The sequence below is a fragment of the Novosphingobium sp. BL-S-33 genome (assembly GCF_056857025.1).
The window spans coordinates 1,378,415-1,390,556 of the sequence record NZ_CM166474.1 but is presented as its reverse complement, the minus strand read 5'-3'; the positions used below and the strand labels follow the sequence as shown (position 1 = coordinate 1,390,556).

Genomic DNA, 12,142 nt, shown 5'->3' with positions numbered 1-12,142 from the left:
TTACTTGAGCAGGTCGATCGTGCGCATGGTCATGCCGCGCGCGGATTCGATAGCGTTGAGATTGGCTTCGTAAGAGCGCTGGGCGGCCTTCATGTCGGCCGCCTCAATCAGCGGATTGACGTTCGGCTGCTCAACATAACCGCTGGCGTCGGCAGCGGGGCTGCCCGGCTGGTAGACGCGGGTGAACTCGCTCTTGTCGCCCTCGATCGACTTGATCGAGACTTTGGTGGCCCCGGTCGCACGGTCGACTTCGGAGGCGAAAGTGGCGACGCGGCGGCGATAGGGATCACCGCCCGCAGTGGTCGCGACCGAGTCCGAGTTCGCGAGGTTTTCCGCGATCACGCGCATGCGCAGCGACTGGGCACGCAGGCCGGACGCCGATACGTCGATCGAGTCTTGCAATTCCATCGTGTTAGCTCCCCTGTCCGCAGTCAGCCTGCGGTGCAGACAGCTTCCTTATAGGCATTTTTTGCCTAGTTCGGATCACTCCTATATTTTTCTTTCCTATAACGAGGGCGAAAGGAGACGCACTGCAATGTCCGTCCTCGAAGGTATTCCCATCGACCTGTCGATCGTGCTGGGTTCCACCAGCATTCCCATCCGGCAGGTTCTCAAGATGAGCCGCGGCGCGGTGATCCCGCTCGACTGCGGCCACAGCGACCCCACCCGCGTCTACGTGAACGAAGAGCTGGTGGCCGAAGGCAAGATCCTGGTGAACGGCGAGCACATGTCGCTCGAAATCACCAAGGTCGTCGAGCGCGAGGGTTGATCGGTGGAGTTTCTTGCCCTGCTGCGCACGCTGGGCGCGCTGGCCGTGGTGCTGGGGCTGCTGGTCGGCGCGCTCTGGGTGGTGCGCCGATACGACTTGCGGCTGCCGCAGAAATGGCTCGCCAACCTGGGCGACAAGGACACCACGCGCCGTCTGGAACTGGTCGAGCGCCTCTCGCTCGATCCGCGCCGTCAGGTCGTGCTGATCCGGCGCGACTACAAGGAAATCAGCCTGCTGATCGCCCCGGAAGGCGTGATCATGCTGGATTCGGCTCCATGCAGCGGCATCAGCCGGAACAGGGACGCGGGCGAATGAACCGGCGTATCGCACTTGTCGCGGCGCTGGGCTGTGCCGCTCTCGTATTCGTCGTGCCCGAACTCGCCATGGCCAAGGCCGCCGCTGCGGCAGCCGCGCCCGACGCATTAGGCGGGCTTGGTGGCGGCGGTGCCGGCGGCGGCGCGGTGTCGAGCCGGGTGATCCAGCTTGTCCTGCTGATGACGGTGCTGAGCCTTGCGCCCGGCATCCTGATGACAGTCACTTCGTTTACCCGCATCGTCGTCGCGCTCTCGCTGCTGCGCTCGGGCCTTGGCGCGCAGGGCGTACCGCCGAACCCGGTGATCATCAGTCTGGCGCTGTTCCTCAGCTTCTTCGTCATGGCCCCGACGTTCGACGCGGCGTACAAGGATGCCATGGTCCCGTACAACCAGGGCCGCATCAATGAGACGCAGGCGCTGGACCGGGCGCAGAAGCCGTTCCACACCTTCATGCTGAAGCAAGTGCGCGACGAGGACGTGAAGCTGTTCGTCTCGCTCTCCGGCAAAGTCCCCGCCTCGCGCGAGGCGCTGCCGATGTCGACGCTGATGCCCGCCTTCATGATCTCCGAACTGCGCCGCGCTTTCGAGATCGGCTTCCTGCTGCTGCTGCCGTTCCTCGTGATCGACCTTGCCGTGGCCGCCGTGCTGATGGCGATGGGCATGATGATGCTGCCGCCCGCGACAGTGTCCTTGCCGATGAAGATCATCTTCTTCGTGCTGGTGGACGGCTGGGCACTGGTGGCGGGGTCGCTGGTCAAAAGCTTCGGTGGGCCGGGATAAACTCCGGCCCCGATTTCCCCGTTACGATCCGTCTTCCTGCTTCCCGAACCGGGCGCGCATGTCGAGCAGCCAGGGGCCCAGCTCCGCAAACGCGAGCGGTTCGAGGAAGACCAGCCCGCAGGCCTCCTCCCCCACCCAGCGCACCGCCGCCTCGTGCTCGCCAAGGCCTGGGATGGCGATGCCGAGCAACTGGTCGCGCGGCATGGCGCTGGCCACGGTCACGCGAGCGCCGCCCTGCGAGATATCGACCAGACGCGCCGGATGGCGATAGCCCACCACCAGCAGCGCTACCGGGCAATCGGCGGTAAAGCGGGGCCCGCGCGCGATGCCCTCGGCGCCGCTGCGCATCGCCGCATGGGCCAGCAGTTCGGGCACATCGACCTTTTCGTCGAACGCCACGCCGATCCGGCCCGCGCGGTTCCAGCGCACGGTGCCGGCCAGCGTGTCCCCGGCCTTGAGCGTGACTTCGACCGCTTCGTTGACCGCGAAGCTGCCGTGGACTTCGGCCATCATCCCGGTTTCCGAGATGTTGCGCACGCGGCACAGGGTTTCGCGGTCGCCCGCCGCCAGCTTGCCGATCAGCAGGATCGTGGTGACGCGCGGCGCGCGGGCAACGAGATCGCGCGGGTTCATGGCTTCCGGTCCGGAATCGGGTGCAACCTCGACCGCATGGTCGGGGGCAGCACCGAGCGAGCCCGAAAGCTCGTCGGCGGCACCGAGGCGGGATGAAGGCGGCAACGGCATGTACGTGTCCTTGAAGGTGTCAGATCGGTGCTGCCTGGGTGATGACCGCCCGGCGCACGAGTTCGGGTCCGTAGACTTCGCGCGCGGCATCCATCACCACGCGGCGGAATACGTCGAGATTGGGGATCATCCCGTCGGGCCCGCTCGCCAGCGGCTGGCGATAGCTGCGCATGTTGACCGCGTTGAGCAGCACCGGCAGCTGCTTCGTCACTTCCTCGCCCTTGCCCTTGGGCACTTCGAGCTGACACTCGAACGAGACGTAGCCCGAAAGGCGCCCGTCGGCGAACGTGATCGGCGCCAGGATCGTGCCCGTCGGCACGAATTCGCTGGCTGCGGGCTGCTTGTGCATCCCCGGCAGCCATTGCGGCGCCCATTGTACAACGCCATAAGCCGCGCCCCCGCCGATGGCGGTGCCACCGACCAGCGCGGCCACTGCGATCATGATCTTCCTGATCACCTGCTGCTCCAAACTTGCATCATCGTGCCCCGGTAGATCCTTCAGAACCGGAAACTGGCATCCTGCGGCAATGCCGAGGATGCGGCCATCACGACGATCGTGATGCGCCGGTTCTCGGGCCGCTCGGGATGGTCGGGATAGACCGGCTCGGTCCCCGCCTTGGCGACGACTTCGGCGAAACGGTCGGCCGGCAGGCCCGCGCCTACCATGGCCGCGCGCGCGGCAAGCGCACGCTGGGCGGACAGCGACCAGTTGGCCTCGCTCTGCCCGCCGGTGGAATCGGTGTGGCCTTCGATCGCGATCTGCGCGCCGGTTCCGGCCAGCTTGCGGGCGATCCGCACGAGCATGTCGCGCGCATAGTCATTGAGCTGGGCCGTGGCGCCCTTGAACATCGAACGCTGGGCCGTGTCGACAAGGTGGATCCGCAGGCCATCGCGCTCTTGCTCGACATCGACGTTTTGCTTGCCTTCGGAAGCATCGACCGGCTGTTCGAGCGAGAGCTGCATTTCCTGCGCCATCACCCGCAGCGCGGCTTCCGGCACATCGGCCGTGCCCCCGCGCGAGGCGCCCTTCACGCCGGATTCGGCGGAGGGCTGGCCCAGCGCCTTCTGGTCCTCGGCCTGGGCGCGGCGGGTATGCCCGCCAAGGCCCGGCTGCGGGCCCGGCGTGCTGGTCAGCGTCGAAGGCTGGGCGTTGCGTTCGGCGGCCGGTGAGAAGTATTCGGCCAGCCCCTTGAGCTGCGCCTTATCCGGGTTCGCCAGCAGCCAGAGTAGCATGAAGAAGGCCATCATCGCGGTCACGAAGTCGGCATAGGCCACCTTCCACGCCCCGCCGTGATGAGCCGGTCGGGCCATCTTCTTGACCTTGCGGATGACGATCGTCGTATCGCCGTTGCCCTGCGCCACTCAGGTATTCCTTCAGTCGAGCGCGGCGCGGAGGCGCGCCTGCATGACATTGAGCCGGACCTGGCCCAGCGCATCGGGCAGCGGCTGCCCGGCCGCCACGCGTTCGAGCAGTGCCGCGCTCTCGTCCACGTGCTGGGCGATGAGGTCGAAGGCCTGGAGCTGGTCGAGGTAGTCGGCCACGAAGCGCTCGTCGGACACCAGCACTCCGGCCAGTTCCTCCAGCAGTTCGCGCGCCACGCGCATCTCGTGCGCGAGTGCGTGGCCAAACGGCGCCTGGCACAGCGGCGCGCCATCGCCTTCCATCATGATCGTCACTTCTTCGGTCCCCCTGTAGTCGCTCGCCGGCCGATCGAGCGACGCCGTCATCAGAAAAGTTCGAGTTCGCCCGTGCGCTGCGGCGCGGCGAGGGGCGCGGGCCGCAGAGCGACGGGCAGCGGCTGGTCCTTGACCAGCATCGCGCGGACCCGCCCCTCGAACGGCATGAATTCCACCTTGCGGGCCTGCGTGCCGCCCAGGTCGCAGCGGTCGACCGCGATCCCTTCGGTGCGCATGAAGTTGCGGGCGAATTCGCCGTTCTTCGTGCCGATGCCGCCAAGCCCGGCCACGATGTTCGCACCGCCGTAAAGATGCCCCCGCAGCCGCGAGCGCTGGGCGCCGCGCTGCATCAGGGCGTTGATCAGCAGTTCCATCGCATGAACGCCGTATCGCTGCATTTCGACGCCGGTGACCGGGCTATCCGCACCCGGCTCACCCAGCAAGAAATGGTTCATGCCCCCCACCCGCGCCACCGGGTCCTGAAGGCATGCGGCGATGCACGAGCCGAGCAGCGTGGAAATGACCACGCCTTCCTGGCTCGCGACATGGAATTCGCCCTGGACGATGGAGACGCGGCGCATGGAGATCAGACGAGCTCACCGAAGACGCGCTCGATCTTCTCCTTCAGCGCAGCGGGCGCGAAAGGCTTGACCACGTAGTTGTTGACGCCCAGCGCGGCGGCCTTCTGGACGACCTCCTTGTCGGCCGAGCCGGTGAGCATGATAAACACGGTCTTGCCGATCACCGGATCGTTACGCACCGCCTCGAGGAATTCGAGGCCGTCCATGTCCGGCATGTTGTAGTCCGAGATGACGAGATGCACGCGGTCCGATTTGATTGCCGCCAGCGCCTCGCCCGCCCCGGCCTTGTCACGAATGTCCTTGAAACCCAGATCCTGCAATGCGCGGCGGATCATCGCGCGCATGCTTGTCTGGTCGTCGACCACCATTACCTTGATTGCAGCCGCTGCCGGCATGTGACGCGCTCCATTTACCTTCGGCACGCCGCGAGGATAGCCTCGGGCATTGCCGACAAATTCACTTCCTTCTCAACCGCGCCCCGCTCGAAAGCGGCACGCGGCATCCCGTAGACCACGCAGGTCTCGCGGCTCTGGCCGAGCGTGCGGGCACCTCCGGCACGCATCGCCGAAAGCCCCTCGGCCCCGTCCGCGCCCATGCCGGTGAGGATGACCCCCACCGCCCGCGAGCCGAGCCGGGCAACCGAATTGAACAGCACGTCCACCGAGGGCCGATGGCCGCCGACGGGGTCCGACGCGACCAGTCGCACGTGGCCGCTGGTCCCGCCGACCAATTCCATGTGATGGCTGCCGCCGGGCGCGAGGTAGACTGTCCCGCGCTTCAACGGCATGCCGTCCTTGGCCTCCACCACGGTCACCCGCGCCTCGCGGTCGAGCCGCGCGGCGAAGCCACCGGTGAAGATCGCGGGCATGTGCTGAACCACCAGCACCGGCGGGCAATCGACCGGCAGCGCGCCGATGATCGTGAACAGGGCCTCGACGCCGCCGGTGGAGGCGCCGATGGCGATCACCACGTCGCGCATGGGACCGGCCGTAGGCGCCGGATTGGCCGGGACCACGCGCCCCGGAACCGGGCGGGCCACGGCCGCACGCACCGAAGAGCGCGCGGCGGTCTTGACCATCTTGCGCAGCAGCGCGCCATCCTGGGCGATTTCCAGCGGGTTGCCCGAAGGCTTGGCGATGCAGTCCACCGCGCCGAGGCGCAGCGCCTCGATCGTCGCTTCGGTACCGCGCGCGGTCAGCGTCGAGCACATGACCACCGGCATCGGCCGCAGGCGCATGATCCGTTCAAGGAACGAAAGCCCGTCCATCCCCGGCATCTCGACATCGAGCGTGACGACATCGGGGTTGAGCGCCTTGATCATCTCGCGCGCGGCGTGCGGTTCGGGGGCCTGCCCCACCACCTCGATCATCGGATCGTGGTTGAGCAGCTTGGTCAGCAGCGCGCGCATCGCCGCGCTGTCATCGACGACGACGACGCGGACTTTGTCGGTTGTTTCGGTCATGCCGCCCCCGCGCCGTCGATGCGGGCATAGGCGGTCTGCGCAACCGGCTTCATGCGGGTGGCGGCAGGGCCGATCAGGCGTTCGGAATGACCGATGTAGAGCATGCCGCCCGGCACCAGCATGTCGACGAGACGCGCCTCCAGCTCGGCCTTGGCGGTATCGTCGAAGTAGATCATCACGTTGCGACAGAAGATCACGTCGTACTTCTGGCGCATCGGCCAGCTGTCGAAGAGATTGAGCACGCGGGCCGCAACCAGCTTGCGCAGCGGCTCGGCAACGGTGTTGTAGCCGGCGCCCGCCGGGCGCAGCCAACGCTGGCGATAGGCGGCCGGGATCGGCTCCACCGCCGCGTCGGGATAGGTCGCCAGCCTCACCGCCTCGACCACCGGGGGCGAGATGTCGGTGGCGAGCAGACGCACATCGCCCTGCTCCAGCCAGGCCGCACCCGCAGGCGTATCGCCCGCCAGGCACATGGCGATCGAATAGACTTCCTCGCCGCTCGAACAGCCTGCCGACCAGATCCGCACTTTCTCGCCGCGCCGCGCGCGTTCCTGCAACTGCGGCACCACGGCCGAGCGCAAGTGATCGAAGTGATGGACTTCGCGGAAGAAGTGCGTGTGGTTGGTGGTCAGCGCCACGACCATGGCATGACGCTCGGTCGCATCGCGCTGCACCAGCGAAACATAGTCGGCGAAGCTGGTCAGCCCGTGCTCGCGCAGACGGCGGCTAAGGCGCGAATGCACCAGCGTCGTCTTGGCTTCGACAAGATGGATGCGTGCCTCGCGCTGCATGATCGCGGCGATCTCGTGGAACTGCGCGGGGCGCAGCTCCGCGTTCGCCGCGAGCGTGCCCGCAGAAGCAGTGCCGGTGCTCACGCAGCCAGTTCCGGGATATGACGCGTCAGGCTCAGCGCTTCGAGGTCGAGCAGCAGGCACATCGCTTCCGGGTTCGACGCGTCCGAGGTGCGGCGCTCGATCTTGACGAGACCGGCGATAGCGCTCTGGTCATTGACCTCTGTATCGGGCGCGGGCTGAATCTCGCTGCCCTTGATCGAGACGATGTCCTGCACTTCGTCCACCAGGAACCCGGCATTGCGGCCGCCGATGGTGACGACCAGCACGCACGAGCGCGAGTGCAGCACGCTGGGCTCCCAGCCCAGACGCTCGGACAGGCCGACGATCGGGATCACCGAACCGCGCAGGTTGGCGACGCCCAGAACATAGGACGGCACGCTGGGCAGCGGGGTCGGCTCTTCCCACTCGCGGATCTCGATCAGCGAGGCCATCTCGATCCCGAACAGCTGGTTGCCCAGCGTGAACGTGACGATCTTGCGTTCGTCGTTTGCAATCGCTTCGGTGCTCATGCCGCCAGTCCTTTCAGTACATATTTGGAAAAGCCGCCTCCGGGCACGACCAGTGCGTCGACATCGAGGATCAGCGCGATGGCGCCGTCGCCCAGGATGGTCGCGCCGCCGAGGCCGCGGATCGGGTGGAGGTTGTCCTCCAGGCTCTTGATGACCACCTCGCGGCGGTTGTCGATCGTGTCGACCATCAGCCCGACATGGCCCGCCGTGTCACTTTCGACGATGATGACGAGCGAGTCCTCGGGCGCCCGCTGCGAGCGCAGGCCGAACATCTCGCCCACGCGCCGCACCGGCAGGTATTGGCCGCGCAGCTCGATCACTTCGGACGTCGGCGAAGTCGCCTGGACCTGGCCCCGCTCGGGCTGGACGGTCTCGATCACATTGGCCAGCGGCAGCACGAAGCGCTGTTCGCCAAGCCGCACGATCATGCCGTCGAGAATGGCGAGCGTGAGCGGCAGCGCCATCGAGAAGGTCGTCCCCTCGCCCGGCACCGAATTGATTTCCAGTCGGCCGCCCAGTGACTCGACGTTCGAGCGCACCACGTCCATGCCGACACCGCGACCCGAGATGTTCGAGATCGTCTCGGCGGTGGAGAAGCCCGGCGCACAGATCAGGCCGTCGATTTCCTCGTCGGAAAGCTGGGCGTCGGCGGTGATGATGCCGCGCTCGATCGCCTTGGCGCGCACGCGCTCGCGGTTGATGCCGCGCCCGTCGTCACGCACCCGCACGATGATGCGGCCGCCCTTCTGCTCGGCGGAGAGATGGATCGTGCCCTCGGCCGGCTTGCCGGCGGCCTCGCGCTCCTCGGGCCCCTCGATGCCGTGATCCACGGCATTGCGGATCATGTGCGTCAGCGGGTCTCCGATCTTCTCGATCACGCCCTTGTCGACTTCGGTCATCTCGCCGGTGGTTTCGAGCTGAACGCGCTTGCCGGTCTCTGCCATCAGGTCGCGCAGCATGCGCGGCACGCGGGAGAACGCCTGCTTGATCGGCTGCGCGCGCAGCGACATGACGTTGTCCTGGATCTGGCGGATCAGGCGCGAAAGCTCGGGAAGCTCGACGCGCTCCTGGTCGGCGGGCGGTAGGCGGTCCGAGAGGATCGAGCTGCGGATCACCAGTTCGCCGACGAGATTGAGCAGCTGGTCCAGCTTGCCGAGATCGACGCGGATCGATTGCGCCACCTCGACACCGCCGGACTTGGCTTCCGGCTTCGGCGCCTCCGCCTTCCGGACCGCGACCGTGGGCCGGGGCGCCTCGACCGGCGTGGCAACGGCGACCGGCGCGGGGGGCGAGACAGGTTCGGCGAGAACCGGCTCGGCCTCGAACGACACCGGTTCGAACGGGATCGGCTCGAACGGCAATTCCTCGAACGCTGCGGCGACCGGCTCGGCGCCACCGACAACGGTGTCTTCCGCGCGCACGACTTCGATCAGCGAGTCCGGTGCAACGAAGTCGAAGCAGTCGCGAATGTCGCGCTCGTCCACGCTGGCGGGAACCGTCAGCGTCCAGACGAAGTAACTGTCCTCGGGATCGAGTTCGGCCAGCGGCGGCAGGGCCTCGCTATCGACGGCGGTCACTTCGCCGCCCATCGATTCCAGCTCGCGGATCACCAGCAGCGGTTCGCCGCCATTGGCCATGGCCGCGCGCGAGGGACCGAAGCGGACCGTCCAGCCCGCCGGTTCGGCAGCCTCGGGCGCATCGAAATCGTCGAGAGCAACGGCCACCGGCTCGAAACCGAAGGGATCGAAATCGGCATCCAGATCGATGATCGGCGCCGCGACCGGGACGAAGCCGAACTCGTCCTCCGCTACCGCAACGGGCTCCGGCGCGACGGGCTCCGGTTCCGGCTGGGCGGCCGGCGCGCCGCCGCCCGCGAGAATGGCGTCCAGCTGCTCCAGCATCAGCCCGTCGTCCGGCGTATCGCCACCGGTCTGCGCGGCGGAAACATGATCGGACAGGATATCGAATGCGCCCAGCAGGCACTGCGTCACTTCGAGCGTCGGCGCGATACGGCCGGCGCGCACTTCGTCCAGCACGTTCTCGAACCGGTGCGAGAAGCCGAGCAGCGCAGTGTGTCCGAACGCGCCCGAGCCACCCTTGATCGAGTGGACGGCGCGGAACACGCCAGCGATCACGCCTGACGAGGTATCACCGGCGGCCATGGCGGAAAGGCCTTCCTCGGCCACCGCCAGACCCTCGACGCACTCCTCGAAGAAGATCGCCTGGATTTCGTCGAGTTCGTCGCTCACGGGCAGACGCGGCGGATCGCCGCTCCCAGACGGTCGGCGTCGAACGGCTTGGTGATCCAGCCGGTGGCCCCGGCCTCACGGGCGCGGGTCTTCTTCTCGTCCGAGAACTCGGTCGAGAGCACCAGGATCGGCGTGCCCTTGAACTCGTTGGTCTTGCGCACGGCCTCGATCAGTTCGAAGCCGTCCATCTTGGGCATGTTGATGTCGGTGATCAGCAGGTCCGGCTTCACCTCGTGCATGCGCTCCAGCCCGTGCTCGCCGTCATTGGCGCTCTCGATGCGGAAGCCCTGCGCGCTCAGCGATGCCTTCAGCAGCATGCGGATCGTGGCGGAATCGTCGACAGTCAGGATGAGTTTGCTCACGCGGGAAATTCCTCTTCAACGAGCCCCAGCGGCGCCGCCAGTCCGCAAGCGCGGACGCGGTCGACAAAGGGCTGGCTGGGATTGACGATGGCGAACGGGCGACCCGTCGCATCCGCCTCGTTCCGGGCGGCGAGAAGTAGCTGGAGCACGGCCTGCCCCACGGATTCCACGTTCGCGGCATCGATCTCGATGGCGCCGATGGTGGCAACCAGACGGTCGCGCAGTTCCTCGGCCGTCACGGTCGAAGCGTGAGTAGGCAGTGCGAGCGGCCCTTCGCCGCTCGTGCCTTCAGGCAGGCTTGGCATTGAGCTGGTCCTTCACTTCGTCGAGCGCCGCTTCAAGCTGGGTGAACGAGGGCGCGTAAGGCGAGGGGGTCATGCGGCGGGCGAGTTCGATGGCGACTTCGGTGGGCTGCCCCTGCGCGTGGCCGATGATCGCGGTCTTGACGATCATGTAGGGCTTGAAGTCGGAATCGATGACCTGCTGGAGCTTCTGCGCGATCGGGCCGACCAGGCAGTAGGCGAGCAACACGCCCAGGAACGTACCGACCAGCGCGCCGCCGATCATCGCGCCCAGAATCTCGGTGGGCTGGTCGATCGAGCTCATCGTCTTGATGACGCCGAGAACGGCGGCGACGATGCCGAGCGCGGGCAGGCCGTCGGCCATCATCTGGAGCGAGTGCTGCGGCAGCATTTCCTCATGATGATGGCGCTCGATATCGTGCTCCATCGCTTCGGCCAGCTGGTGCGGGTCCTCGAAGTTGACGGTCATCATGCGCAAGTAGTCGCAGGTGAACTCGATCAGCCCGGCATCGATCAGCAGGCGCGGATAGCGCTGGAAGATGCTGCTCTCGGCCGGCTCATCCAGATGGCGCTCGATCGCATTGGCGCCTTCCTTGCGGAACGTGGCGAGCAACGTGAACAGCAGCGTCAGCAGGTCGCGGAAGTCGCCCTCGCTCCAGTGCGAGCCCTTGAATACGCGCAGCACGCCCTTCCAGGCCTTCTTGACCGTTTCGAGCGAGTTTCCAAGGATGAAGGCGCCGATCGCGGCACCCGCGATCGCCATCATTTCGTGCGGCAGGGCATGGAAGATGACCATGATGTTACCGCCCGACATCAGGAAGCTGCCGAAGACGCACAGCAGAATGACGACAAGGCCGATGGCGTTGAGCATGAATGGGTCCGCGAATGATGAATGGCCGAAGCCTTGCCGTGATTATAGGAAGAAGTTCACACTCCCCGGATGCGGCACGCGGGTTTTTGAAGGACGAGGGGCGACAGACCACGCCGCACGACCGTCCGCCGCGATTTCGTCCTATATTGATGGGCGCGCATCGGCGCGGACGACATTCGCTGGAGCCACCATGTCAATCAATGCCTATCGCCGCGTGCAGGAAGTCGCCGCCTCGCCGCGCAGCACCGAGTACCGGCTGATGACCCAGATCACTTCAGAGATGATCGCGGCGCGCGACGCCGGGCTCAGGGGCGCCAAGCTCATGCCCGCCTTGCACCGCAACCGCATGGTCTGGGGCACGTTCGCAAATATCTGTGCGATACCGGGAAATCGCCTTCCGGACGATCTGCGGGCAACGATCATTTCCATTGGCCTGTGGGTGAGCAGATACACCTCGGACGTGATGGCCGGACGCGATGAAATCGACGACCTGATCGACGTCAACCGCGCCATTCTCAACGGTCTTTCCAACGAGAACGGCGTGGTCGGCCAGGGCCTACCGCCGGTCTAAGCCCATCCGGATTCGGCCCGCGCGGGCCCCACAAGAATTCTGGCCCCCGAATTCTGGCCAGCGAATTCTGGCCGGGATTTCGCGGCATCCGCGCGTG

Annotated in this window: 18 protein-coding genes; 4 read left to right on the top strand and 14 right to left on the bottom strand. The window is 66.5% G+C overall.

What is annotated here, in order from left to right; all coding sequences use genetic code 11:
- Nucleotides 1–408 carry a flagellar basal body rod protein FlgC gene (gene flgC, locus AC1VVM_RS06605; RefSeq protein WP_482956167.1) on the bottom strand — a complete coding sequence of 136 codons (408 nt, stop codon included), beginning with the start codon at nt 406–408 and terminating at the stop codon, nt 1–3.
- 127 nt (nt 409–535) lie between these two features.
- On the opposite strand from flgC, the gene AC1VVM_RS06600 reads away from it, so the two are divergent.
- From AC1VVM_RS06600 to fliP, 3 genes are read left to right on the top strand one after another with little or no spacing between them, the layout of a single operon-like run.
- On the top strand, nt 536–769 hold the full coding sequence (locus tag AC1VVM_RS06600) for a FliM/FliN family flagellar motor switch protein (protein WP_132388742.1): 234 nt from the start codon (nt 536–538) through the stop codon (nt 767–769).
- A gap of 3 nt (nt 770–772) precedes the next feature.
- The gene (locus AC1VVM_RS06595) at nt 773–1,084 is read left to right on the top strand and encodes a FliO/MopB family protein (RefSeq protein ID WP_482956166.1); all 312 of its coding nucleotides are present in this window, start codon (nt 773–775) and stop codon (nt 1,082–1,084) included.
- Nucleotides 1,081–1,863, top strand: a complete 783-nt coding sequence (gene fliP, locus AC1VVM_RS06590; protein ID WP_482903287.1) for a flagellar type III secretion system pore protein FliP — start codon at nt 1,081–1,083, stop codon at nt 1,861–1,863. Before AC1VVM_RS06595 ends, fliP begins: the two co-directional genes overlap by 4 nt.
- Nucleotides 1,864–1,884: 21 nt before the next feature.
- On the opposite strand, the gene AC1VVM_RS06585 is transcribed toward fliP, so the two are convergent.
- The 13 genes from AC1VVM_RS06585 to motA form a co-directional block, all read right to left on the bottom strand.
- Complete coding sequence (locus AC1VVM_RS06585; RefSeq protein WP_482903286.1) at nt 1,885–2,607, bottom strand: PilZ domain-containing protein; 723 nt, start codon at nt 2,605–2,607, stop codon at nt 1,885–1,887.
- Nucleotides 2,608–2,626: 19 nt separating this feature from the next.
- Complete coding sequence (locus AC1VVM_RS06580) at nt 2,627–3,064, bottom strand: hypothetical protein (RefSeq protein ID WP_347812988.1); 438 nt, start codon at nt 3,062–3,064, stop codon at nt 2,627–2,629.
- A 41-nt stretch (nt 3,065–3,105) separates the two neighbouring features.
- A complete protein-coding gene (locus AC1VVM_RS06575) occupies nt 3,106–3,918 on the bottom strand; it encodes a flagellar motor protein MotB (RefSeq protein WP_132389536.1) in 813 nt (270 codons plus the stop codon).
- A 63-nt stretch (nt 3,919–3,981) separates the two neighbouring features.
- The gene (locus AC1VVM_RS06570) at nt 3,982–4,335 is read right to left on the bottom strand and encodes a hypothetical protein (protein WP_243652610.1); all 354 of its coding nucleotides are present in this window, start codon (nt 4,333–4,335) and stop codon (nt 3,982–3,984) included.
- Complete coding sequence (locus tag AC1VVM_RS06565) at nt 4,335–4,865, bottom strand: chemotaxis protein CheD (protein WP_482903285.1); 531 nt, start codon at nt 4,863–4,865, stop codon at nt 4,335–4,337. The genes AC1VVM_RS06570 and AC1VVM_RS06565 overlap by 1 nt, the downstream gene beginning before the upstream one ends.
- 5 nt (nt 4,866–4,870) lie before the next feature.
- On the bottom strand, nt 4,871–5,260 hold the full coding sequence (locus AC1VVM_RS06560) for a response regulator (protein ID WP_207904713.1): 390 nt from the start codon (nt 5,258–5,260) through the stop codon (nt 4,871–4,873).
- A gap of 14 nt (nt 5,261–5,274) precedes the next feature.
- A complete protein-coding gene (locus AC1VVM_RS06555) occupies nt 5,275–6,327 on the bottom strand; it encodes a protein-glutamate methylesterase/protein-glutamine glutaminase (protein WP_482956165.1) in 1,053 nt (350 codons plus the stop codon).
- The gene (locus AC1VVM_RS06550; protein WP_482956164.1) at nt 6,324–7,202 is read right to left on the bottom strand and encodes a CheR family methyltransferase; all 879 of its coding nucleotides are present in this window, start codon (nt 7,200–7,202) and stop codon (nt 6,324–6,326) included. Before AC1VVM_RS06550 ends, AC1VVM_RS06555 begins: the two co-directional genes overlap by 4 nt.
- Nucleotides 7,199–7,690, bottom strand: coding sequence for a chemotaxis protein CheW (locus AC1VVM_RS06545; protein ID WP_132388730.1), 492 nt, complete (start codon nt 7,688–7,690; stop codon nt 7,199–7,201). Before AC1VVM_RS06545 ends, AC1VVM_RS06550 begins: the two co-directional genes overlap by 4 nt.
- Entirely contained in the window at nt 7,687–9,939 is a 2,253-nt protein-coding gene (locus AC1VVM_RS06540) for a chemotaxis protein CheA (protein ID WP_482956163.1), read from the bottom strand. The genes AC1VVM_RS06545 and AC1VVM_RS06540 overlap by 4 nt, the downstream gene beginning before the upstream one ends.
- Nucleotides 9,936–10,301 (bottom strand): response regulator, encoded by a 366-nt coding sequence (locus tag AC1VVM_RS06535; protein ID WP_132388726.1) that lies wholly within the window; start codon nt 10,299–10,301, stop codon nt 9,936–9,938. Before AC1VVM_RS06535 ends, AC1VVM_RS06540 begins: the two co-directional genes overlap by 4 nt.
- Nucleotides 10,298–10,606 carry an STAS domain-containing protein gene (locus AC1VVM_RS06530; RefSeq protein WP_482903282.1) on the bottom strand — a complete coding sequence of 103 codons (309 nt, stop codon included), beginning with the start codon at nt 10,604–10,606 and terminating at the stop codon, nt 10,298–10,300. Before AC1VVM_RS06530 ends, AC1VVM_RS06535 begins: the two co-directional genes overlap by 4 nt.
- Entirely contained in the window at nt 10,590–11,474 is an 885-nt protein-coding gene (gene motA, locus AC1VVM_RS06525; RefSeq protein WP_482903281.1) for a flagellar motor stator protein MotA, read from the bottom strand. The genes AC1VVM_RS06530 and motA overlap by 17 nt, the downstream gene beginning before the upstream one ends.
- A 190-nt stretch (nt 11,475–11,664) precedes the next feature.
- Here motA and flaF point away from each other — a divergent pair, with 190 nt between their 5' ends.
- A complete protein-coding gene (gene flaF / locus AC1VVM_RS06520) occupies nt 11,665–12,045 on the top strand; it encodes a flagellar biosynthesis regulator FlaF (protein ID WP_482903280.1) in 381 nt (126 codons plus the stop codon).
- Nucleotides 12,046–12,142 lie beyond the last annotated feature (97 nt).

Coding starts and splice junctions, on each gene's coding strand:
- AC1VVM_RS06570 (WP_243652610.1), bottom strand. CDS start 4,335: ATGACGGCGTCGCTCGATCGGCCGGCGAGCGACTACAGGGGGACCGAA.
- motA (WP_482903281.1), bottom strand. CDS start 11,474: ATGCTCAACGCCATCGGCCTTGTCGTCATTCTGCTGTGCGTCTTCGGC.
- flaF (WP_482903280.1), top strand. CDS start 11,665: ATGTCAATCAATGCCTATCGCCGCGTGCAGGAAGTCGCCGCCTCGCCG.
- AC1VVM_RS06560 (WP_207904713.1), bottom strand. CDS start 5,260: ATGCCGGCAGCGGCTGCAATCAAGGTAATGGTGGTCGACGACCAGACA.
- flgC (WP_482956167.1), bottom strand. CDS start 408: ATGGAATTGCAAGACTCGATCGACGTATCGGCGTCCGGCCTGCGTGCC.
- AC1VVM_RS06565 (WP_482903285.1), bottom strand. CDS start 4,865: ATGCGCCGCGTCTCCATCGTCCAGGGCGAATTCCATGTCGCGAGCCAG.
- AC1VVM_RS06555 (WP_482956165.1), bottom strand. CDS start 6,327: ATGACCGAAACAACCGACAAAGTCCGCGTCGTCGTCGTCGATGACAGC.
- AC1VVM_RS06545 (WP_132388730.1), bottom strand. CDS start 7,690: ATGAGCACCGAAGCGATTGCAAACGACGAACGCAAGATCGTCACGTTC.
- AC1VVM_RS06575 (WP_132389536.1), bottom strand. CDS start 3,918: ATGGCCCGACCGGCTCATCACGGCGGGGCGTGGAAGGTGGCCTATGCC.
- AC1VVM_RS06530 (WP_482903282.1), bottom strand. CDS start 10,606: ATGCCAAGCCTGCCTGAAGGCACGAGCGGCGAAGGGCCGCTCGCACTG.
- fliP (WP_482903287.1), top strand. CDS start 1,081: ATGAACCGGCGTATCGCACTTGTCGCGGCGCTGGGCTGTGCCGCTCTC.
- AC1VVM_RS06600 (WP_132388742.1), top strand. CDS start 536: ATGTCCGTCCTCGAAGGTATTCCCATCGACCTGTCGATCGTGCTGGGT.
- AC1VVM_RS06585 (WP_482903286.1), bottom strand. CDS start 2,607: ATGCCGTTGCCGCCTTCATCCCGCCTCGGTGCCGCCGACGAGCTTTCG.